This is a genomic window from Flammeovirga yaeyamensis (assembly GCF_018736045.1).
GTDB classification, from domain to species: Bacteria; Bacteroidota; Bacteroidia; order Cytophagales; family Flammeovirgaceae; genus Flammeovirga; species Flammeovirga yaeyamensis.
On record NZ_CP076133.1, the window covers coordinates 571,976 to 596,199 of the forward strand.

A 24,224-nucleotide genomic window follows, 5' to 3' on the forward strand; every position below is an offset into this window, starting at 1 on the left:
TTTGTCAACTCTTATTTTTTCCAATTACTCTTAAAATTGTAATGTCAAAAGTATGATGGAAGAATTTAATTCTAAGCGATGAAAAATAAGACAATTAAAAACTTACTGATATTGTTTTGTGTGATACTGACTTCTAACTTATCTGCACAACATTTAAAATGGGAAGACCCTACCATTTATCAGTTAAATAAAATGCAGGGTAGAGCCACCTCTATTCCTTACAATAGTATTCAAGAAGCAAACCAAGATCTTCAAAAGAACATTATCTCTTTAAACGGAGAGTGGTCTTTTAAATACGTGGGCAACTACAAAGGGGAAATCAACTTAGCCAAAGAAAATGTAAAAAGTTGGGATAAGATTCAGGTGCCATCAAACTGGGAAATGTTGGATTATGGTAGAAGAATTTATACCAACACAAAATACCCTTGGGGGGTAGATAATCCTCCTTTTATTCCTCATAACAAGCAGGAAGTAGGATTGTACCAAAAAGAATTCAACTTAGCGAAAGACTGGACCGAACACGATATTGTGCTTTACTTTGGAGGTGTAACTTCTGCTTTTGAAGTCTACATCAACGGAAAAATCTTAGGCTATAGTCAAGATGACCGTTTGCCCTCAGAATTTGATATTACTCCATATGTAAAGAAAGGAAAGAATACTGTAGCTTTAAAAGTATATAGATATTCTGATGGTGCTTACCTGGAAGATCAAGACCACTGGCGCTTGTCGGGTATTCATAGAGAAGTGAAGTTGATCAAAGAAAATAAATTACGTATCAATGATTTTCATATTCGTGCAGGTTTAACGGATCAATACACCAATGGTGATTTACAAGTGCATTTTGAAGTGAATAACCACTATGCTCGTGAAGTTTGGAAAAACTATACAATCAGAACAACGTTAAAAGATGGTGATTCTGAAGTAGCTCAATCGGAAGTGTCTGTAAAAAGAGTCATCAAAAAGCGTCCACAACGTGATGATCTCCCTTTTGCACATATTCAAAGCAAAATTGAGAATGTAAAGAAATGGTCAGCCGAGCAACCAAACTTATATCAATTGTACATCGAATTACTTGATCCACTTGGAAAAGTAGTAGAGGTACGTACATCAAAAGTAGGTTTTAGAACGATTGAGTCGAACGACAAAGGACAGTTCTTAGTGAACGGTCAGCCGATTTTGATATATGGTGTAAACCGTCACGATCATCATCACCTTACAGGTAAAGTGGTTTCTGAAGATGACATGAGACATGAAATCGAATTACTTAAGAAGTTCAATTTCAACTCGGTAAGAACATCACATTATCCTAACGATCCTAGATTCTACGAACTATGTGATGAGTACGGTATATATGTAATGGATGAGGCTAATTTAGAAACTCATGGTATTACAGGTGACTTGACTAACAACAGCTTATGGTCTGGTCAGTTCTTAGATCGTATGGTGCGTATGGTTGAAAGAGATAAAAACCATCCATCGATTATTTTCTGGTCGTTGGGTAATGAGTCGGGTACAGGTTTTAACCACGCGGCTATGGCAAGCTGGACAAAAGATTTTGATCCAACTCGTTTAATTCACTACGAAGGTGGTCAAGGCGATCCAACACATCCAGAATATTTAAACTTTACTTCTAAAGAATTCAAAGAGAAATTAGCGGCGAACAAGATTACCTCTAACGGTACAGACCCTGCATACTTAGACATGTTAGGTAGATTCTACCCGTTGTTAGAAAGCTTGGAAGAAGTAGCTGAAAAAGATCCTTCGGGAAGACCAATTATTCTTACAGAGTATGCACATGCGATGGGTAACAGTACAGGTAATTTTGAAGATTACTGGACGTTAATCCGCAGAGTAGACCGTCTTGTAGGAGGTTACATTTGGGATTGGAGAGATCAAGGTATTGAAGTAACCGATAAAAACGGAGAAAAGTTCTTTGCTTACGGCGGCGATTTTGGTGAAGATATCCATGCCAATAACTTCTGTCTAAACGGTGTAATTACATCAGACGGACAACCGAAAGCAGCAATGTACGAGATCAAGCATGCCTTCCAACCTTTACATTTTGAAGTAACCGATTTCAAGAACTTTAAAGTGAAAGTAGAGAACCGTCATTTCTTTGAGTCGACTTCTATTTATGATTTCAGTTTTGAAATTATTGAAAATGGAAAAGTGATTGAACAAGGTGCATTTACGAGCCCTGAAATTAAAGCCGGCTTAAATCAAAAAGTGCAACTACCAGTTAAAAAGCAACAATTTGATATTGCCAACGAGTACTTCATTACAATCAAAGCATCTTTGAAAGAAGATAGAGTGTATGCATCAAAAGGTCATTTGGTTGCACAAGACCAATATTTACTTCCTCAGGGTGGATTGTTTACTCCTTCGTTTGCATCAAATAGAGGGGAGTGGAAAAAAGAAAACAACAAAGTTGCTTACAACGACTTCGAAGTAGTAATGAGTGCGGATGGTCAGTCGATCGAAAAAATCAACTATCAGAATCAAGCATTGATTACAAAAATGCCAACGCCAAACTTCTGGAGACCGGCAACGGACAATGACTTGAAAGCTTCTGGAGTGAACAAGAAAAAGAAATACTGGAAAAAAGCGAATGCAGGTCTACAATTGGTATCAAAATCAGTAAATGAAATTGATGGTGAGTTAGATATTCGTTTAGCATATGAATTGCCAGAGAAAAAAGCTTCTTGGACGACAACTTATACTTTAAAGAAAGATGGTACTGTAAAAGTAGCTGCTTCTTATGTGCCTCATGCTCCGCTTGTGGACATGATGAAAGTAGGTTTACAAATGGAAGTACCTAACACTTTATCAAATATTGAGTGGTATGGTAAAGGTCCTGAAGAAAACTACAACGACAGAAATGTTGGAGCAATGATGGGTATTTATGCGCTTCCATTGAATGAGTTTGCTTTAAGTTATGCTATGCCTCAAGCGTATACTAACCGTACTGAAGTGAGAAACTTTAGTTTAACAAATTCGAAAAAAGAGGGTGTGCAATTCTCAAGTAATCAGCCGTTTGAGTTTAGTGTGTATCCTTACACTGACAAAAACATCGAGGAAGCACAACATACGAATGAATTAAATGCCACTGATAATTTAACAGTGAACATAGATCATAAACAAATGGGAGTGGGTGGTAACAACTCTTGGAACGAAGTGGGAATGCCTTCGGAACAATATAGAGTAGCATCTCAACCTTACCAATTCCAATTTTTTATCTCTCCAAAATCGAAAGAGGAGAAATCTCAATTGTAAAAGATGAAATAAAGGTAGCGGTGTGTATCAAAAACACGCCGCTACAAAATGAAATGAATTAAAAAATAAACAGCGACAAATGAAAAACATTACTATTTATCTTCTGTTATTTCTGTTCAGCATAGTCGGTCTTCAAGCGCAAGAATGTAATACGCTTATTGACGACAATTTTGAAGAAGATACCGATATGGAAAATCTTCCGTCCTACATTAGTTTGAATACTTCTGGCAATGTAAACGACGGCGATATCTATTTTAAAGACGGTATGCTTCACATGGAGACTCCTCCAACAGTTGGACACGCTAAAGCGAATATTAACTTTGGTACTTTTACTCAAAACGAATTTGAAATCTCATTTAAAGTAAAATCAAACAATAGCGGTAGTTATACTTTTAAAATGGATTTCTTGGATGCCAATAATAAATGTTGGATTGGTATTAAATATCCTGATTACGGAAAAAGAGACTTAAGATACGATATCTTAGAAAACGGTAACGTTCCAGGTGGTAGCAATTTCCCTGAAGAAAATTCATTATTAGATGGGGAATATGTAGCAGATACATGGTACGATGTGCGTATGGTATTTAATGCTGATCATCAAGTATCTCTTTATTTAAATGGTACATTAAAGTTTGCCAACCTTCCTTTACCAGAGGTGGTGAAAGGTTCTCCAATCACAACTGTAAAAATGTACTCTCAAGGATCTTTAAACAATGGTGTAATCACTTTCTTCGATTATTTTAAAACAGTAGAAGGTCCACAACTCAATAAAGATCTTATTGCAAAAAGCATTATCGATGCTGAGACCTTTTTAGAATTGAAAGAATCATCAGGGCAATATCCTCAAGAAGCGATTGATCAGTTAAAGGCCGATATTGCTAAAGCCAAGGCAACCATGAACGACTGTAGTATTTCTCAAGAAGAAATGGACGCTGCCGCTGCTGAAATGGATAAAGCTTTGGAAGAATTCAAAGGTCAGATTATCGTTATTCCTACGGATGTGACAGTGTCTGTCAATTGGAACGAACTTTTGATGGAAAGAAAAGCAGAATGGTTTGGAGCTAATTCTACTTATAATGCTGATGGACAAGGTTTATGGAATCCAGATATGGACGACTTCGAACCAAGGGTGATCGATTTAGCGAACTATACAGGTTCCGCTTATTTTAGATTCCCTGGTGGAACAATGGCCAATTTATACAATTGGAAAAGAGCAATTGGTCCAACAAGCGATAGAATCGATAACCTAGATGCTCACAACGATGGTAAAGCTTTCCATAACAACTTTGGACCAGACGAGTTCGGTAAATTATTAAATACAACTTATTTAGAAGACGGTTCAATTGTAGTTCCGTTTGCTTACGGAACTCCTCAAGATGCAGCTGACTTTGTGGAATACATGAACGCAGAAGTTGGAGCAAATCCAAACGGTGGAAAAGATTGGGCCTTAGAAAGAGCAAAAAATGGTCATTACGAACCTTACAATATTGATGTTTGGGAAATCGGTAACGAGTTGTTCGGCGATTGGGAATTATCAGTAATGAACTACCCATTAAGTGGAGACGATATTCGTGGTGGAGAGTCGATTCGTAAAGGCGATGCTAGTTTCTATGTATATGGTGGTACAGAAAGATTTACCAATCAAAGAGCCGTGAAACAAACAACTTGGGTGGTCGATGAATGTAAATTAGATGGATCTCCAGACCAAGAGTTTTATGTAAAATTCCCTCCTATAGATATGTCGCAGGACTTTAAAGTGATGATTGAAGGAGAACAATGGACAGAGGTTTTAAATTTTGATAACTCCACTGCAACGGATAAACACTACGTAGTGACAAGTGCTAAAAACGGTACTTTCGTTTTCGGAGATGGCGTAAACGGTGCTATTCCAGAAAGTTTAGGTGATGTTGTTTTAGACTATACTACAGGCCCTCATGCAGGTTTTAGTGCTTACTACCAAGCTATGAAAGCGGTAGACCCAAGCATTACTGTAGTAAGTTGCTACGAAGGAGAAGACTTCTTTAAGCATATGGCCGATGTAAACGAGCCTTACGATGCTGTAGCCCGTCACTATTATCCAGGCGGTACTGCAAATGCAGGACAAGAATTTATTTTCGAGTTGTCTCAAATAGCAAAATACAATACTAGAGTAGATGATTTTAAAAACTATTTAGAGAAGTACGACAATACAGGTCTAAATGGTATCGAGGTGCAACAATTCTTATCTGAATATGGTACACCAAGAAACTTCTCTGCGATTCCTCATGCGATGATTTTATGGCATCAAATGATGAACAATTATCAAAAAGAATTATTAGGAATTCAGACCCACTCTTTCTTTAAGAACGATGGAACTACTATGGTAGAAACGCGTTTTGGAGGCTTCTTGATGGCCAAAGGTTTTGCACATCACATCTTCACTCACTTGCACCAAAACAACTTTGTAAAAACAGGTTTTGAAGGAGAGAAGTACACACATAATAATGTAGAACTTTGGAATACATATCCTACAGCATCAGTAAATGAAGACAACACAGTAGCAACGATTGTTATTCCTAACACTTCGGATGGAAAGCAATTGCAAACCACTTTCGATTTTGCTTCACTTCCTTTCGATAAAGACGACAATGTGGTACTTAAGAAATGGGTGGCATTATCGGATAATCTAAGTGTAGACAATACTTCTGATGTTCCAAACAATGTGCGTTTAGAAGGTCCATTTGTAATTGATGATGCCAAGAATTTTAAGTTCGACAAGGTAGATCCATATACAGTAACCGTGTACCAATGGTCGGTTTCTGATGAAGAAGAAATTACATACCTACATGATATCCAACCAAAAATCAGTTACGGACAGGTTAGTAATGAATACGGTTTCTCTGAGGATTCAGTATTGGTAATTAATGGATCTCAGCACGATCATTCTGTGACGTTAAGTTATAATACAGAAGCAGAATACGATATCAAAAACTACTTCGACTTCTTTGAAGCAGAAATTGGTTTGGAAGATAACTTTATTGGCGGTAGCGTTATTCTAAAAATCTTTGGTGATGACGAATTGATCTACGAATCGTTACCCATCGGGGAAAACACTCCATTAGAATACATTAGTGTAGATGTTAGAGGTGTAGAGAAATTACGTTTTGAGACAAAACCAAATCAAGGATTAGGTATCAATTTAGGAATGGGACATGCTCGACTATATAAAAACGAGAACTACAACGACGATGTCACAGGAATTGAAATAGAAAGAAAAGCCTTAAACATCTCGCCTAACCCTTTCCAGAGTAGAATACATGTTGCCTTGCCAAAAGCAGTAAGTGGAACACTTATGATTCATGATGTAATGGGCAGAGTAGTCGTGCAACAAAAGCTACATCAGAAAATCGCTATTGATCTTGATTTATCATTCTTGAACAATGGTATGTATATCGTGAATGTTTACAACAACGAGGAAGTATATGTAGGCAAAATATTGAAATCTAACTAACACTTATATCCTATGAACATGAAATGCAAATTAACTTTCGTCTTATTATTACTTATGTCCTTGTGCTCGTATGCACAGGAACCTGTAACGATTACCTATAATTTTCAATATGGATTTAAAGCATCAACTACTGGTGTAGACGATAATGTTTTATATCCTCAACGTGCAATTGTAGGAGGATCTAGACTAGAAAATCAAGGTATTGTTGATAATATGGCGGTCACAAAGATTGTCAACAACAATGCGACAAACTATAATAATACCTTTTTCCGATTTGATATTTATACTGGTAAAGGAACTCAGTTTAAAATCAATAAAGTTAGAGTAATTCAGAAATCGGAGCACGCAGGAGATCCTGATGCTATAGCTGAAGGAGGAAGTGGTAATACCTATCTTTTTAGAGTGGGTACACAATTAAATGGTGAGTCAATCTCGAATTCTGATCCGGAACAATCATCAGAGAATCTTTTATTTTCTGATGTGTTAGAAGAAACAGAATATACTCCAGGCGCAGCATATAGCTCAGTGAAAAATGGAGAATATGTATCGGTTTATCTAACAGGTAGAGGAGAACGTGTAGGTGGAACCGCAATCCCTGATGAAGACGGTGGAGGAGTTCACGAAGACGATATCTTCGATTGGACAGTAGACGAAGTGATTATCGAAGGTGAATATGTAGCGGGTCTTTCGATTCCAACTTTCGAAGTGGATTATGCTTTAGACGATAGAGACATGACAGCTGTATCCACTCACGCTGCTGTAAGTGCCACAGAAATGATAAGACAAGGCGGTGAATCTCAGTGGAAACAAGACAGAACTTTTAGTATCCGTTTAGCCAGTAATACTAATAATTTAGGATTTGGTAATGTTGGTTTTATCTATGATATGAATGTCGCCGATGGTTATAAGGCAATGATCAATAATTACGAATTGAAATTTGCCGGTTCGGGTGAATACGGTCAATCAAGAGTATATAGAACGTCGATTTATCATGATAAAAGTAGAGATGGCTCAGGTACAAGAGTAGATTTTTATAATGCTGATGTTTTAGCAGGTGTCGAAAAATATGGTGATAATATCAAAGACATCGATTATATGTCGGCTTTCTTTACAGACAATCTGACTTTTGATGGAGATTATTCATTTATGATCGGCTTAAACAGAACAGGTAAAACTGATAATGTTCAGCTTAGAGAATATTTCACTTTCGACCATGTTACAATTCGTGGTACGGCCATTCCAGAAAATGCCGATGCACTGTATCAAGAAATTTTGGTAGGTCAGGATTTATTTGTGAATGCAGTAATTGGAAGCGGAGCGGACGAGTATTTACAAGAAATTGTCAATCGTTACAAAGACGAGCTTCAAATTGCTGTAGATGTAGCTTTCGATGAGTCGAAAACTTCAGATGAATTAAATGCCAAGTTCACTTATGTAGAATGGTTGAACGAGCATTTTAGAAACAACACCAATAGCAGAAGCAATGTTGCTCCAGTGGTATCAGATAAGAGTATTGAAACCTCTAAAAACGGTGCGGCTCAGTTTACTTTAGAAGGAACAGATGCAGATGATGATTTATTGAAATTCGAAATCAAAACGCAACCTCAACACGGTAGTGTTTCTAAGATTGATGGCGCATATTACTACACTCCAAATGCGGAATATGTAGGAAATGATTCTTTTACTTATGTAGCCAACGATGCTCGTGAGGATTCTAATGAAGGTACTGTTTCTGTAACTGTAATTAATGATGGAAATACAGCTCCTGTAGCTAAAGAACAAGACCTAGAAATTATGTCTGGAGAATCGTTAGCTATCACTTTAGAAGCAACAGATGAAGACGGAGATGCACTTACTTATTTTGTAGAAGATCAACCTTCAAACGGTCAGTTAACCGGTACTCCTCCCAATGTAACGTATGTATCAAATGCTGGTTTCGAAGGAGAAGATAGCTTTACTTTTAAAGCATTTGATGGTAGTGCTTTCAGTAATATTGCAACAGTAAAAATTACGGTAACGCCTATTCCAAATAATCCACCAGTGGCTCAAGATCAAACAGTAGAAGTGATGACTACCAAACAAGTGGATATCGTTCTTACAGCCACAGATGCTGACAATGATGAGTTAACTTTTGAGTTGGTGGATGGACCATCTAATGGTATTTTATCAGGTGATATTCCTAACCTAACATATACTCCAAATGCAGCATTTTTAGGAGAAGATACCTTCACTTTCAAAGCATTTGATGGTAAAGACTACAGTAACACAGCAACAATTACCGTAAATGTTATTGAGTTTGTCAATACCAAGCCAGTGGCAGAAAATCAAGATTTCTTGATCAATCAGAGTCAGAAAGTAGAGTTTACTCTAACAGCTACCGACGAAGATAATGATCCGATTACATTCAGAATTGTAGCTCAACCTGAAAACGGTGTAATTGAAGGAGATATTCCAAACTTGAGTTATACACCAAACTTTGGTTTCCATGGGGAAGATAAACTTTCTTTTGTAGCCAATGATGGAACAGATGATAGTGAAGTGGCATATATCACATTTAATGTTAGAGATATTGGTGAGGGTGGATCTGATAATACTGCTCCAACCGTAGAAAATATATCGGTTTCAGTTGAGAATACGGAGTCTATATTAATTGAATTATTAGGTACAGATGAAGATAATGATCTATTAGCCTACCATGTGATAAAAACGGTAGAAAACGGTCGTTTGGATCAATTTGATAACCACATGGAATACTATCCAAATGCTGGTTTTGAAGGAGAAGATACCTTTACTTACACAGCAAATGATGGAGAACTAGAAAGTAATATTGGTACAGTAACAATTACAATAACCAATGGTCAGATTACCGGAATCCAAGATCAATTAGCGAGTGTGATTGATATGAAAGTAATGTCCTCTAAGGTAGTATTACAAGATAAATCTCAAACCAATCAAACAGTAAGTTTGGGTATATATCAGTTAGAAGGTAAACAATTGATAAATAAAGAAATACAACTGTCCGCAAATGCAGTAGAAACTGTCCAATACCAATTTGAGAAGAGTAAAGTGTATATCTTAAAACTAAATACAACAAGAGGTCAAATGACTAGAAAAGTGATCTTTAACTAACTGTCTTTATTGATAGGTGTTGGGGGAGTTTATTTTAGACTTTCCCAACACCAAAAAAAACATTCAAATTATAACTATTAAATAAACTACTTATGAAGCTACTCAACGTACTTCTATTCCTTCTATTCACTACTTCTTTGTTTGCTCAGAAAAATGTCGTTCAAATTATAGTCGACGATTTAGGGTGGACTGATTTAGGTTGTTACGGAAGTGATTATTACGAAACGCCATCGATTGATGCTTTGGCGGATAAGTCAATTAAATTTACAAATTCTTATGCTTCTTGTAATGTTTGTTCACCGACGAGGGCAAGCATAGTGACTGGAAAATATCCGGCATCTTTAAACCTAACCGATTGGATTGAAGGCTGGAAGTATCCAAAAGCTAAATTTTTACCACCGGAATGGACCATGTATTTGGATCCTAGCATTCCAACGATTGGACAAATTTTTAAGGAAAATGGGTACAAAACGGCTCATTTTGGAAAATGGCACTTAGGGGAAGCAGAAAAATACTGGCCGGAAAATCATGGATTTGACGAGAACCATGGTGGATGGAGAAAAGGTGCTCCCAACAAAAATAAAAAAGCAGGAAGCAATGGCTACTTTGCTCCATATGGCAACCCTAGATTGGAAGACGGACCTGAAGGAGAATACCTTACCGAGCGTATAGCATCGGATGTTTGTCAGTTTCTTGAAGCGAATAAAGACACTACTTTCTTTGTGAACCTGTGGTTTTACAATGTGCACACACCACTTCAGGCAAAACAAGAAAAAGTCGATCGTTATCAACAAAAGGAAAAAGGGGAACATCATCATAATGCAACTTATGCAGCCATGGTAGAACATGTGGATGATGCGACAGGAGTTGTCTTGACAAAATTGGATGAACTTGGATTGATGGAAAATACCATCATCATCTTTAGTTCTGATAATGGTGGTTTGCATGGAAAGAAAAAGCGACCGGTGACATCAAATTACCCGTTGAGAGGTGGAAAAGGAATGATCTACGAAGGAGGGATCCGTATTCCTACAATGATTTATCACCCACAACATAATGCACGAATCGAATCAACATCGATATCAAGTATTGATTATTTACCTACATTGGTAGATTTGGCTGGTGTGAATGTCAATAAAAAAATAAGGAAAGATTGGGATGGTACTTCTCTTGCAAATCTGGTCACAAATGAAAAAGAAGTAGATCGACCATTGTTCTGGCATTATCCTCATTATCACCAACAAGGGGCGGTGCCTCATACGGCTATACTTGATGGAGATTGGAAGCTAATTCATAATATCGAATTGGATAAGTATGAGCTTTACAATGTGAAGGAGGATATATCAGAAAAAAATAATTGTATCGATTCTCATCAAGGAGTCTATAAGAAACTATTGAAAAAAATGGAGGCATGGAAAAAGGAAGTCAACGCACAAATGCCTGTCCATAATCCTAACTATCAACCATCAAAATAATCAAAAATGAGAAAGCTAATTCTATTTTTATTGTTAAGTATTCCTATGACAATCACATCCTTGTTTGCACAAACTGAATCTTATGAAAAAATCACAAAGAATGAGAAAGAGGGGATAGAAAAGAGTGTAGATAAAATGAGTGAAGTGTTGGGGCTGAGTTCAAAACAAGTGAGACAAATGAAGGAAATTCGTCTTTCCCTTTTAAAGGATCAGAAGGTAAATATTCATTTTTATGGAAAGGGGAGTGAACAATATAAAAAGCGATATGATCAGTTTTTTAAAGAGAGAGGGGAGATTCTAACTTCTACACAGATTATTGATTGGAAAGCACATCAGAGTGCGAATAAGGAGATTCGAAAATATAAGCAGCATATTAAAATTACAAAACATCAACACTTTGAGTTACAGAAAACATTATCTGAACTATTCAAGACTTTGGAATATGCAGCTCAAGATACATCTCTGACTTTGGATCAAGATGCAGTAATTAAAAAGCGGGCTTATCAGAGATTTTGGGCAGATAAGAAAGAGATTTTGAGTAAAAACCAAAGTAAAACTCTTAGAGAACAATGGGAGGAAAGTCAGAAAAATAAAACAGATCAACAATCTAGAGAGAGTAGGTATTTGTATATCAACTCTTTTGAAAGCGAGCCTACTTTATTGGAGGCATATACCGAAGAAAAAGAATGATTATCCTATTTAAACAAGTATGAAGATGATAAAAAAATCACTATTGATGTGTGTACTACTTTCTATTTTTTGTGGTTGCGTTACAACTACAAAAAGTAACGACGAAACACCAACACGAAAGAAGAAATACAAAGGCAATCTAGAGTTAGTAATTGCGGATGTAAAGCAAATGCAGATCCATAATAAATTGAAGGATTCGACTCAGGTGGATCACCTTTTGGATGGATTTGAGAAGATGAAAGTGGATGGCGTACGTATCACTATTTTCGGAGATGGAGTCAATCCCAATCCCGAACTTTTTGATTACCTCTACAAAGAATCAAGAAAAAGAGGCTTTAAGATTTTTGCCAATCCTGCTTTGTGGGAAGGTGCAAGACGTATCGTGAATAAAATCAACAAAGGAAAAGATACCGGTAAAGAGGTATTGGGTGATATGGAAGCGACTCAGGTATTGGTCGATAGAATCATTGCTTTTTCAAAGGAATATCCTTCAGAATGGATTTGTCCGTTTAATGAAGACGGCCACCCTGGAAAATATTGGACGGCAGAACAAATAAGCGAGACGTACAAACGTATCTATGGTAAATTGGGGAATGCCACTTTGGTGGGTCCTTGTACCTGGGGTATTGGTTCTGGTACTAAGATTTTAAATCAGACAGATATCAAACAGTATATTTCTATAGCCACTTCTCATAACTTAGGTTTTGAACATAAGAAATGGGAGAAGTTCATCGCTTCAGCGGATGGAATGAAAGTATGGGATTCGGAAACCAACATGAATAAAAAGTACGAAGATCGTGCAATTCGTATCGAAGCGGCCATAGATGCAGGTGTAAACGGTTTGGTGCTTTACGATTGTTGGAAAGGAGTGGATCTATCCAACGGTAATTTAAATACTGAAGGGGAAAGATGGGTGAGTAAATACTTGGCAGAGGAGCAGTAATTAGCAAAATGTATAAAGAGAAAAAGGAGAAAGGGAGATGATTTTATGACCACTTTCTCCTTTTTTATAAAAAAGCAGTCAGTGTTATCAGATTATAACTAACTAATACGAACAAATGAAACATCAACTCTACATATTACTTATAGTATTTGGATTCCTTGCTGGTTCATGTACCCAAAATAAAACATCTCCAAAGCAACCCAATATTGTATTTGTGTTTGCAGACGATCAAAGGGAAGGAACTATCAATCATTTAGGGAATAAAGAAATCATCACTCCTAATTTAGATCGATTAGCTGAGGAAGGAATGAGCTTTTCTAATACCTATATTATGGGGTCGTTTTCTGGGGCTGTTTGTCAGCCAAGTCGAGCGATGTTGCTTACCGGAAAAAAGCTAAACAACCTTACAAAATACGGTGCAATTTTGCCGGAGGAGGATATCCTTTTAGGAGAAACGTTGCAATCGGCGGGTTATAATTGTTTTGGTATTGGAAAATACCATAATGATCCAGCTTCTTATGTTCGTGGTTTTAACGAGGGACAAGACGTGTATTTTGGCGGTATGTTCGACCAATGGAATGTTCCTTTGCATAGTCGAGAAGGAGCGAAGGATTTTAAGAAATTTGACCGACCAGTATTAAAGAATTATCGTAAGTCGAATAAACTATCTTATGAGCAAGGAGAATACGTTTATGGAGGAAAACACAGTGCTGATATTTTTACGGAAGGCACTATTGAGTACATCAAAAACTATGATTCGGAGAAACCGTTTTTTGTCTATACTTCGTTCATGACACCTCATGATCCACGATCGACTCACCAACGTTATTTCGATATGTATGATACGGCCAATATCAGTTTACCTGAAAACTTTTTACCGGAACATCCTTTCAATAATGGTGAATTAAGAATTAGAGACGAAAAGACCGCTGGTTTTCCAAGAAAGGCATCAGAGATTAAAGAACATATCCGTGACTACTATGCCTTAATTACACATAATGATGAAAAACTGGGACAGATTGTCCAAGCCTTAAAAGAGAAAGGAGTATATGATAATACCATCATTATTTATTCTGGAGATAATGGCTTGGCCATAGGACAACATGGTCTTATGGGGAAACAAAACTTATACGAACACAGTACTAACGTGCCTCTGATTATCGCTGGAGGGAACATCAAAAAGAATGTGCGAACGCAAGCAATGGTTTACCTAACCGATTTATATCCTACAATTTGTGAGATGGTGGGCATTAATATTCCTCAATCTGTGGAAGGAATCAGTTTTCAATCTGTTTTAGAGAATAATGAAAACGAGCATCGACCTTATATTTTTACCTCTTATCGTACCTCTCAAAGAGCCATAAGAAATCTACAATATAAACTGATAAAATACCATGTAAAAGGAGAGCCAAAAATAGAACAACTTTTTGATTTGGAGAACGATCCTTATGAGACAAAAAATCTGTGTGGAGATCAGGAATATGCAAAAGTATACGAAGAATTGAATACTGCATTCGACAAAGCGTTAATCGAATTTGAAGACAATATTTGGGACCAAGAAAATCATTAAATCATGAAACATTTTATACTGTTATTATTGGGATTACTTGTGCTGGAGATCACTTTCGCACAAGAGAAAATCGTATATAAAAATATCGATTCATTGGATCTTCATTTAGAAGTTTATCGTCCGGAAAATATGGAGAAAGGCAAAACATATCCTGCCATGATCTTTTATTTTGGAGGAGGATGGAATACAGGGTCAACAAATCAGTTTATCCCACATGCAACACATTATGTCGAAAAAGGAATCATCTGTTTTTTGGTGGATTATAGGGTAGCCAAAAGAAATAATACAACACCTTTTCAAGCTTTAAGTGATGCGAAATCTGCTATCAGATACATTCGAAAAAATGCAGATAATTTACAAGTCGATCCAACAAAAATTATTGCTTCTGGAGGATCTGCAGGTGGACATTTAGCCGCAGCAACAGCCATAATCGAAGGGTATAATGATGTTGCTGACGATCTATCGTACAGTTGTCGACCAAACGCTTTAGTCCTATTTAATCCAGTAATTGATAACGGACCTGGAGGTTATGGTTTTGGAAGAGTAGGAATGGCTTATAAAAGTTTTTCGCCACTTCATAACATTGTAGCAGGGGCTCCTCCAACAATTATTCTGATTGGAGATAAAGACCATTTAATACCTGTAACGACAGTGGAGTACTACCAACACATCATGAAAAAAGTAAAAAGCAGATGTGATCTAAAAATATATGAAGGAGGAAAGCATGGTTTCTTTAACTACAATAAAAAGAAGATGACTTTCTATAATAGTACTATAAAAGACAGTGATGATTTTTTACAATCATTGGGGTATTTTGATCAAGTAAAATAAGGTATAAAACTAACAAATAATAAAACCGATTAGTATGAAAAGAAGACAATTCTTAGAACTCGCTTCTATGGCGGGTGCAGCAACATTTTTAATGCCTTCTTGTATGAGCAATAATGGGGATAAGCAACAATCCCAAATGCCTGATTTTATGAAAGGATATGAAGAACTTTATCAAAAAGATCCTCGTCAGGCGGCCATTAAATGTTTTGAGGAATCGAAATATGGAATGTTTATTCATTACGGTTTGTACTCTCTTTTAGGTCGACATGAATGGGTACAAATCAAAGAGAAAATTCATGTGGCGGAGTATGCCAAATTAATGGACCGCTTTACTGCAGATAAATTTGATGCTGATTTTATTACCGACTTGGCGTTAGAGGCAGAGATGAAATACATCAATTTAACCACAAGACATCACGATAGTTTTTGTCTTTGGGATACCAAATACACTGATTTTAAAAGTACCAATTCTCCTGCAAAAAGAGATCTCGTCGCCGAATTGTACGAGCAATGTAACCAAAAAGGTTTAGCGCTGCATTTGTATTATTCCCATGGTAGAGATTGGCGACACCCTCATGCACCAAATAACGATAAATGGGGGGGACATGCGCGACCAGAATTTGATGTACAAGAGCCTTTTTACAAATACGGAGAGGAACACGATCTAAATTTATATGTTGAGTTTCTGTATAATCAAGTAGCTGAACTGATTGATATGTTCCCCAATATTGCTTCTATTTGGTTGGATGGACATGGCGTTCCGAAATCAGGCGATCATACGCAATTTAAATGTCAGGAACTCTATGATATGATCCATCAGAAACAACCTCATATGTTAGTTTCTTATAAACAAGGATTGTTGGGTACCGAAGACTTTTTGGCTCCAGAAAGGAAGTACAAAAAGAATGGAAAACCTGAAAAGCCATTAGAAATCTGTGATCATCTTCAACGTAAAGGCTGGGGCTATTTGGCTTCTGAAGACGGAAATCATAAATCGAAAAAAGAGGTGATAAAGATGTTGAAAAAAGCCAACTCCTATCCTGCGAATTTACTACTGAACACGGGGCCTTATGGTTCTGGAGAAATGCACCCCGAAGATGTAAAGGTATTGAGAGAAGTTGGTGAGGAGATTAGGAGTAAGGGTTGGAATGGTGTTTTGGGTTAAAAGTTAAACCTACAACCCCTCATACTCAAACCTCATCTCGAAGAACTCTTTAGGATCAATCTCTCCTAAAAACTTAGGAGGGATGTTCTTAATCAATTCGTATTTTTCGATCCATCGGTTTTCTCTCCACTTTTTGCCCAATACAGACATAGCATTATAGAAAATGATGGCCTGTTCGTAGGTCGTAAACTGCGCTCTTAACATTTTAATAAAGGATTGCTTTTCGTCTTCTGTTAAGAACTTCGTCTGATCTACATATTTTATGGTATGGTATAGATGACGGAAATAGTTGCCCAACTTCGATTGGTGACCGACATAGAAAGGCACTTCCGCATTGTACTTACTTCTCTTCTTTTTTAGTTCCGTTATCAAATGTTCTGCTTGATGTGGAACATACTTATTTAAGATAGACACCAAAGCTTCCTCACCATGTTCTTGTAAGCCAAAATGAAATATCAAATAGGTAATATTCAATGTGAGTTCATGATATTCTTTCTCGCTTTGTTCAACACCTTTAGGGAGCAACTGCATCACCTCTTTTTGTAATTGATTACACTGTTGGTATAAAGCAATAAACACCTCTCTTCCTTTTTTGGTGATGAGTTCTTCAGAAGCAGGGTCTTTATGTCTAAGCAATTCCACATTCTCTCTGTGGTACTTCATCATCTCGAAAAACTTGACTTCGAATTGTTGTCTTTCGAAGAGTTTTCTTTGCCATTTAATGGTCTCATAAATCAAGATGAAACCTACCAATGAGAAGATGGGGCCAATCGTTCCCGCTATGAAAGATCCGTACTTACTAAGCACTTCCATGTCTACACCCAAGAAAGATTCATAGAGATGATAATCCAGGAAAAAGACGAGCATCACAGAGATTCCTGTAATGGCCAAGAACACAGAAAGTGTAAGGGAAATATTGATCTTCTTTAATAGCTTCAACATAGTTATGACGATGGTGTTACCTCAAAAGTACGAGTAAAATGTGGCTCCTCTTGCATTTCGAAAGGATTATTATGTTTTCCACATCTCGTGATTTTTCCCATTGTTCAATTAAAATCTAGTCAATTACAGTGCAAATTTTAACGATTAAGAGGGGAGTAATTTTTTTACCGCACTCTATAAATTGTAAAATTGATTTAGTTTATACTATGAGAAATGATAATTACCAATCAAGACACATCCTTCCACTTAATGGAATGATCTAAATTAACGAATATAGCTACAGAAATGAGACGAATTTTATTTTTTGCACTATTAACTTTTATCCTTGGTGCCTGTACACAAAAGGCCAATGATACAACAGAAAAGAAAAAGCACTTCGAACCTAATTGGGAGTCGTTAAGTCAGTACGAATGTCCGGAATGGTTTAGAAACGCCAAGTTTGGTATCTACACTCACTGGGGTGTTTACTCGGCATCTATGGCCGAGGGCAACTCCGATTGGTACGGTAGAAACATGTACAACGACTGGCATCCAAACTATAAGTTTCACCTTAAAACGTATGGTGACCATAAAGAATTCGGGTACAAAGATCTAATTCCTCAGTTAACAGGAGAGAAATTTGATGCCGACGAGTGGGCTGAATTATTCCAAAACGCAGGAGCACAATTTGCAGGACCTGCAGGCGAACATGCCGATGGTTTTTCAATGTGGGATTCGAAAGTTAACCCTTGGAACTCGACGAAAATGGGTCCTAAGATCGATGTAGTCGCAGAGATGAAGAAAGCCGTGAAGAAGAGAGGAATGAAATACGTAGTAAGTATGCACCACTCTTGGTTGTGGGGATGGTACCCAACATGGGACGAAAATACCGATTGTGCGAATCCTGAATTTGCGGGACTTTACGGTCCAAAAATTCCAGAATCTTCTCGTTTACTAAAAATTGGAGAGGAAAAAGGATCTTACCCTATGCCTAGTCCAGAATTTGAGAAAATCTGGTTAGAAAAAGTAAAAGAAGTAGTCGATGGCTATTCGCCGGATTTACTTTGGTTCGACAACCGTGTACGCATCCTTTCGGAAGATATCAGAAAAGAAATGGTGGCTTATGTACATAACCACAGTGCAGAAAATAATGTAGAAAGAGTATTTACGTTTAAGCGTCCGGACTTCCCACTTGGTGTCGGTACAGTCGATTTAGAGCGTGAACGTATGCCTGATATTTATCCTGATCCATGGTTAACAGATACATCGATTTCTAAAGCATCTTGGTCATGGACATCCGATCTAAAGTGTTATCCTACCAACCGATTAATTGATGATTTGGTAGATATCGTGAGTAAGAATGGCTGTCTATTGTTAAACGTAGCACCTCACCCAGATGGTAGTATTCCACAAGCACAAAAAGACCGTCTATTAGAGATGGGGGCATGGTTAAAAGTAAACGGAGAAGCGATTTACGATAGCCGTCCTTGGTTAATCTATGGTGAAGGCCCAACGAAAACAAAAAGCGGTCACTTAGCCGATACCAAATTTGATGGTTTTGGAGAAGAAGACATTCGTTTTACCATTAAAGGTGATCAGTTATATGCGATTGCTTTGGGTTGGCCAGAATCTGGTGAACTACCAATTAAATCTTTAGGTTTAATGGCGTACAACTCTAAAGTAAAAGACATTGAAATGCTTGGACATGAAGGTAAGTTAAAATGGGAAAGAACTGAAGGAGCATTAAAAGTGAAGCTTCCAAAAGACAAACCATGTGAGCATGCCTATGTGTTTAAAATCAGTTTCTCAGGGAATAAAGAATCTTAATAAATAGAAGTTTTTACAAGCGTCTCTACAAGTTAGTATACTTCGTAGAGACGTTTGTGATAACATCAATGACTATTGGAAATCTTTTAATCCAAATGGAGATATTATTGCTTTTAAAAAGCTGTTGGTCACGATTACTTATAAAATTAAATGTCCTCCATTGTTGATTGAGGAGGAAAAAGAGCTCATTGAGATTGGGCGATATACTTAACATCAAAAAATTGACATTAATAAGAAATAATAATGAAAAGGTTTAACAATCAAACACTCTTAAAGACGGGAATGTTACTTGCATTCTTGTTCTCCTCGGCAATATCAATTGCTCAGAAAAAAAAGCAACCTAATATCATTTATATTATGTCGGATGACCATGCGGCACATGCAATTGGTGCGTATGGTGGAAGATTATCCACTTTAAATCCAACTCCCAACTTAGATAAATTGGCCGATGGAGGTATCCGTTTTTCGAATGCCTTTTGTAACAACTCTATTTGTACACCAAGTAGAGCCTCGATAATTTCGGGTCAGTATCCACAAACCAATGGTGTTTTGGATTTGGATATCCACTTGGATCCCGAAAAGCAATATTTACCAAAAGAGATGAAAAAGTTGGGCTACAGCACTGCAATTGTAGGAAAGTGGCACTTGCACATCGAGCCATCAGCATTTGATTACTACAAAGTATTACCGGGTCAGGGGAAGTATTTTAATCCTTCTTTCCACGAGAAAGGAAAGGGCGAATGGCCAAATAATAAAGTGAAATCAGAAGGTCATTCTAGTGATGTAATTACTGATGTTACTATTAATTATCTAGAAAACAGAGACAAGACGAAACCTTTCTTCTTGATGCATCACTATAAAGCACCTCACGATTTCTTTGAGTATGCACCACGTTACGAAGACTACTTGGCCGATACAGAAATTCCTGAACCCTCGAGTTTGTATTATCAACCCAACTGGGGATCGGAAGCTACAAGAGGAGCCAACGATTCTTTAACGAACTATATCGGGACATCGGTTTCTGACCGTCATATGTACAGAAACTACAATAAGTTTTTCCATAAAGATTCTTTAGAAGGACAAAATTCTGCACACGTGGCGTATCAGGATTACCTAAAGAGATACCTTCGTTGTGTAAAAGGTGTGGACGATAACTTGGGTCGATTATTCGATTATTTAAAGAAAGAAGGTCTTTGGGAAAATACCATCATTGTATATACTGCAGACCAAGGAATGATGTTGGGTGAGCACGATTTACAAGACAAGCGTTGGATCTACGAAGAGTCGATGCGTATGCCGTTTATTGTACATTACCCTAAAATGATTGAGGAAGGTAGAGAAACAGATCTTTTGATTAACAATACGGATTTTGCTCCAACATTAATCGAAATGGCTGGCGGTAAAGCACCGGAATACATGCAAGGACATAGTTTTGCTAGAACATTAAAAGGCAAGGAAGAAAAAGACTGGAGAACGGCCACTTACTACCGCTATTGGATGCACATTATTCATCATTATGTACCGGCTCACTTTGGCTTGCGTACCAAAGATTACAAGTTGGTGTTCTACTACGGAAAACACTATTTACCTGAGTCGGAATTTGCGAAACACTATTGGGCGAAGCAATACCACGGAATCGAAAGAGAAACGCCTCATACATGGGAGTTCTACGATCTGAAAAACGATCCAGAAGAATTGCATAACAGATATAACGATCCGAAGTACCAAGACATCATTGCGAAGTTGAAAACAGAATTGAAACAACAAAGAGAAGAATTGAACGAAACGGATGAGAATTATCCAGAAATTTCGGCAATTGTTGAAGAGTATTGGGATACAAAAACGCTTACAGAATAAGCGGATTTTTTAATTAAATAGATAAATACCCTCCCTTTTGAATAAATATTTTTACTCGAAGGGAGGGTATTTCTTTTACCTTGCTTTCAAGATTAAAAAAGCGAAACTCAACTAACAGATGAATTAAAGTATGAAACCAATAGTATTTTTTATTACTCTTTTCTTATCGTTATCATCTTGTACGCAAGTCCAAAAGAGAACGGTAGACGATTTTAACTTCGATTGGAAGTTTATAAAAAGCGATCTCCAAAATGCAGAAAATACGTCTTTCGACGATGCCACATGGCAAGACATCCGATTGCCTCACGATTGGAGTATCTTAGGTGGTTATCAAAAAGACAAAGGTGCTTCAAGTACCGGCTTTACAGAAGGTGGAATCGGGTGGTACCGAAAGACTTTTACCGTTCCATCATCAGATAAAGACAGAGAAATATGGATAGAGTTCGATGGTGTGTATTGTAATTCTACCGTCTTTATCAACGGGAAAAAATTAGGATTCAGACCTAGCGGATATTCGAGCTTTTCTTATGCTTTATCGGAACATATCAACTTTGGAGAAGAAAACGTGATTGCCGTAAAAGTGGATCATTCCAACTTTGTTGATTCTCGATGGTATACAGGTTCGGGCATCTATCGTGATGTGCGTTTAGTGAAGACTTCGAAAACACATATCCCACAATGGGGCGTGCAAATCGAAACCCCCAAAGTATCTGATAAAGAAGCAACCGTTCGAGTGAAAACGAGCATCAAAGCAGTATCAAATAGTACTTCTGTGAAGGTGAGCCTGATGGACGAAAACCAGCAGGTAGTTGCCGAAAGTGAAGCCAAAGCTTTAACGGGTGATGTAGTCGATCAGAAACTTCAAGTACTTCAACCAAAACGTTGGGATATTGATAAGCCACATCTATATACCGCAAAACTTCAGGTATTTGATAATGGTCAGTTGGTGGATGAAACAGAAGAAAGATTCGGTATCAGAGACTTTGAGTTCGACTCGAAAAAAGGCTTCTTCCTCAATGGAAAAAATGTGAAGATCAAAGGCGTCAATTTGCATCATGATGTTGGAGCAGTTGGAGCAGCAGCAGTGAGAGATCATTGGGTATTCCGTTTGAAGAAATTGAAATCGGTAGGTGTAAATGCCATCCGTATGGCGCACAATCCACATTCTCCATTATTAATGGATTTGTGTGACGAAATGGGCTTTTTAGTCATGAACGAAGCATTTGATGAATGGTATGTGCCTAAGGCAAAAATGCTCACCTGCTTAGGTGGTCAGAAAGCACCAATTGATATATCAGAGGGCTATCCTGAAGTATTTAGAGAGTGGGCAGAACGCGATCTGAAAGACTTGATTAGAAGAGATTATAACCATCCATCGGTAATAATGTGGAGTATCGGTAACGAGATTGAATGGACGTTCCCAGCATATTCTCAGACGTATGCAAAGCTTCAAAAGGGCATCAGAGAGTATGAGGATACACCAACATTCGACACTACTGTGATTAAACCTGTATTCGAAAAAATAACTGGTGGGGTAGATTCCCTATCGATCATCGCTCATCAATTATCGAAATGGGTGAAAGAAGAAGATACGACCCGTCCGACCGTTTGTGGAAGTGTTCGTCCGTCGATTGCCTTCGCAAGTGGATATGCCGATGCCGTAGATATTTTAGGATTAAACTATAGAGAGATCGATTACGATGCCGCTCACGAAGCCTTCCCTAACAAAATGATGTTGGGCTCGGAAAACTGGGTAGCGTATTCGGAGTGGAAAGCAGTGCAAGAAAGAGATTTCATCCCAGGTATTTTTGTATGGACAGGCTTTGCTTACCTAGGTGAGGCAGGGTTGTGGCCAAGAAAGGGTTTAAACATCTCAATGTTCGACTTTGCCGGTTTCAAGAACCCAAGAGGTCATTTCTTCGAATGCCTATGGAAAGAAGATCCTAAGGTGTATATGGTAACGACCCCAGCTTCTGAATCGGAATTCTCCTACACTAAGAAAGGTGGTTGGAAATTCGATATCCAATTAAAAGAAAAGCCGGTTTGGGCTGAACTTCGATTATGGGAGTGGTACAAGGTCAACGAGCATTGGAACTACAAAGCTGGAGAGGAAATCGTAGTACAAACCTACACCAATTGCGAGGAAGCGGAACTGTTCCTAAATGGCAAAAGCTTGGGTAAACAGTCACTAGCCGATTTTAAAGAAGCCGACAATATTATCAAATGGTTGGTGCCTTATCAAAAAGGTGAATTGAAAGTGTTAGGTTACAACAAAGGCAAAAAAGTCGAGGAATATGTACTTCACACGGTAGGTAAAGTAGCCAAAATTGAAGTATCATCAGATCAAACACAAATGAGAGCCAATCAGTACGATGTGGCCCACATCACTGTAAAAATGTTCGATAAGAATGGATTCGAAATCAAAAACTCGACTGAGGAAGTGAAATTCCACGTATCAGAAGAACTCGACTTACTTGGTGTCGATAACGGCTCGGAGATGAATGTTTCTCCTCATACTACCGATCATGTAAAATCGCATAAAGGTAGAGCATTGGCGATGGTGAGAGCGAAGGATAAAGTGGGGAGCGGGAAAGTGTATGTGAGTGTTGGAGAGTTGAGGAGTGATGTGGTTGTTGTGGAGTTGAAGTAGTGCTTATAATCATCGAATAAATATTAAATTTGTAAAATAGTATTCCCGATAGCCTCTGTATATCAAGCTTTCGGGTTTTTGTTTTTAGAAAGAGTCCATAGCTTTTACTTTTCAAACTTTTCCAAAAAATCTTGTAGTACTTTGTGTATTTGAATCAAGTGTCTTGAAACGGTTAGCGAGTCTATTTATAGACCAACTAATAAATCTTTGTTACTTATAATTTTGATGTTTTCAATTAGGTTGTTGTTGATTTTTAGCATGTGAGAATCGTTAATTTTTTATTTTTATTCTCTCAACATTATTTATATTAAATCTTTATTTCATAAACCTTGAGAAGATAATTGAATAGAAAAACAGATTAATATTTCTCATTGTAATTTCGCCACAACTTGTGGCAATATTT

The 24,224-nt window shown here is 37.5% G+C and carries 13 protein-coding genes; 12 read left to right on the forward strand and 1 reads right to left on the reverse strand.

All coding sequences use genetic code 11. The features are described from left to right. Positions 1–78 precede the first annotated feature (78 nt). The 9 genes from KMW28_RS22445 (at position 79) to KMW28_RS22485 (ending at position 16,566) form a co-directional block, all read left to right on the forward strand. A complete protein-coding gene (locus KMW28_RS22445) occupies positions 79–3,273 on the forward strand; it encodes a glycoside hydrolase family 2 TIM barrel-domain containing protein (RefSeq protein WP_169662142.1) in 3,195 nt (1,064 codons plus the stop codon). 79 nt (positions 3,274–3,352) lie between these two features. Next, positions 3,353–6,763, forward strand: a complete 3,411-nt coding sequence (locus KMW28_RS22450) for an NPCBM/NEW2 domain-containing protein (protein WP_169662141.1) — start codon at positions 3,353–3,355, stop codon at positions 6,761–6,763. 12 nt (positions 6,764–6,775) lie between these two features. Continuing rightward, on the forward strand, positions 6,776–9,892 hold the full coding sequence (locus KMW28_RS22455) for an Ig-like domain-containing protein (RefSeq protein WP_215585945.1): 3,117 nt from the start codon (positions 6,776–6,778) through the stop codon (positions 9,890–9,892). Between the two features lie 92 nt (positions 9,893–9,984). Then, positions 9,985–11,367 carry a sulfatase gene (locus tag KMW28_RS22460; protein ID WP_169662139.1) on the forward strand — a complete coding sequence of 461 codons (1,383 nt, stop codon included), beginning with the start codon at positions 9,985–9,987 and terminating at the stop codon, positions 11,365–11,367. Positions 11,368–11,373: 6 nt separating this feature from the next. Then, positions 11,374–12,057, forward strand: a complete 684-nt coding sequence (locus KMW28_RS22465; RefSeq protein WP_169662138.1) for a hypothetical protein — start codon at positions 11,374–11,376, stop codon at positions 12,055–12,057. Positions 12,058–12,082: 25 nt separating this feature from the next. Beyond that, positions 12,083–13,000 carry a hypothetical protein gene (locus KMW28_RS22470; protein ID WP_169662137.1) on the forward strand — a complete coding sequence of 306 codons (918 nt, stop codon included), beginning with the start codon at positions 12,083–12,085 and terminating at the stop codon, positions 12,998–13,000. Positions 13,001–13,115: 115 nt separating this feature from the next. Beyond that, positions 13,116–14,570, forward strand: coding sequence for a sulfatase-like hydrolase/transferase (locus KMW28_RS22475; protein WP_169662136.1), 1,455 nt, complete (start codon positions 13,116–13,118; stop codon positions 14,568–14,570). 3 nt (positions 14,571–14,573) lie between these two features. Continuing rightward, a complete protein-coding gene (locus KMW28_RS22480) occupies positions 14,574–15,401 on the forward strand; it encodes an alpha/beta hydrolase (RefSeq protein ID WP_169662135.1) in 828 nt (275 codons plus the stop codon). A gap of 34 nt (positions 15,402–15,435) precedes the next feature. Then, the gene (locus KMW28_RS22485; protein WP_169662134.1) at positions 15,436–16,566 is read left to right on the forward strand and encodes an alpha-L-fucosidase; all 1,131 of its coding nucleotides are present in this window, start codon (positions 15,436–15,438) and stop codon (positions 16,564–16,566) included. Positions 16,567–16,575: 9 nt separating this feature from the next. Here KMW28_RS22485 and KMW28_RS22490 read toward each other — a convergent pair whose 3' ends face one another. Next, positions 16,576–17,508 (reverse strand): putative phage abortive infection protein, encoded by a 933-nt coding sequence (locus KMW28_RS22490; protein ID WP_169662133.1) that lies wholly within the window; start codon positions 17,506–17,508, stop codon positions 16,576–16,578. Between the two features lie 285 nt (positions 17,509–17,793). Between KMW28_RS22490 and KMW28_RS22495 the strand changes: the two genes are divergently transcribed. The 3 genes from KMW28_RS22495 (at position 17,794) to KMW28_RS22505 (ending at position 23,821) form a co-directional block, all read left to right on the forward strand. Next, positions 17,794–19,314: an alpha-L-fucosidase gene (locus KMW28_RS22495; protein WP_169662132.1), complete on the forward strand. Its 1,521-nt coding sequence runs from the start codon at positions 17,794–17,796 to the stop codon at positions 19,312–19,314. 243 nt (positions 19,315–19,557) lie between these two features. After that, the gene (locus KMW28_RS22500) at positions 19,558–21,171 is read left to right on the forward strand and encodes a sulfatase family protein (RefSeq protein WP_205958106.1); all 1,614 of its coding nucleotides are present in this window, start codon (positions 19,558–19,560) and stop codon (positions 21,169–21,171) included. 130 nt (positions 21,172–21,301) lie between these two features. After that, positions 21,302–23,821: a glycoside hydrolase family 2 TIM barrel-domain containing protein gene (locus KMW28_RS22505; protein WP_169662131.1), complete on the forward strand. Its 2,520-nt coding sequence runs from the start codon at positions 21,302–21,304 to the stop codon at positions 23,819–23,821. The last annotated feature ends 403 nt before the right edge of the window (positions 23,822–24,224 follow it).

Excerpts from the sequence above, each read along its gene's own strand:
- KMW28_RS22445 (WP_169662142.1), top strand. The coding sequence starts at position 79 with ATGAAAAATAAGACAATTAAAAACTTACTGATATTGTTTTGTGTGATA.
- KMW28_RS22450 (WP_169662141.1), top strand. The coding sequence starts at position 3,353 with ATGAAAAACATTACTATTTATCTTCTGTTATTTCTGTTCAGCATAGTC.
- KMW28_RS22455 (WP_215585945.1), top strand. The coding sequence starts at position 6,776 with ATGAACATGAAATGCAAATTAACTTTCGTCTTATTATTACTTATGTCC.
- KMW28_RS22460 (WP_169662139.1), top strand. The coding sequence starts at position 9,985 with ATGAAGCTACTCAACGTACTTCTATTCCTTCTATTCACTACTTCTTTG.
- KMW28_RS22465 (WP_169662138.1), top strand. The coding sequence starts at position 11,374 with ATGAGAAAGCTAATTCTATTTTTATTGTTAAGTATTCCTATGACAATC.
- KMW28_RS22470 (WP_169662137.1), top strand. The coding sequence starts at position 12,083 with ATGATAAAAAAATCACTATTGATGTGTGTACTACTTTCTATTTTTTGT.
- KMW28_RS22475 (WP_169662136.1), top strand. The coding sequence starts at position 13,116 with ATGAAACATCAACTCTACATATTACTTATAGTATTTGGATTCCTTGCT.
- KMW28_RS22480 (WP_169662135.1), top strand. The coding sequence starts at position 14,574 with ATGAAACATTTTATACTGTTATTATTGGGATTACTTGTGCTGGAGATC.
- KMW28_RS22485 (WP_169662134.1), top strand. The coding sequence starts at position 15,436 with ATGAAAAGAAGACAATTCTTAGAACTCGCTTCTATGGCGGGTGCAGCA.
- KMW28_RS22490 (WP_169662133.1), bottom strand. The coding sequence starts at position 17,508 with ATGTTGAAGCTATTAAAGAAGATCAATATTTCCCTTACACTTTCTGTG.
- KMW28_RS22495 (WP_169662132.1), top strand. The coding sequence starts at position 17,794 with ATGAGACGAATTTTATTTTTTGCACTATTAACTTTTATCCTTGGTGCC.
- KMW28_RS22500 (WP_205958106.1), top strand. The coding sequence starts at position 19,558 with ATGAAAAGGTTTAACAATCAAACACTCTTAAAGACGGGAATGTTACTT.
- KMW28_RS22505 (WP_169662131.1), top strand. The coding sequence starts at position 21,302 with ATGAAACCAATAGTATTTTTTATTACTCTTTTCTTATCGTTATCATCT.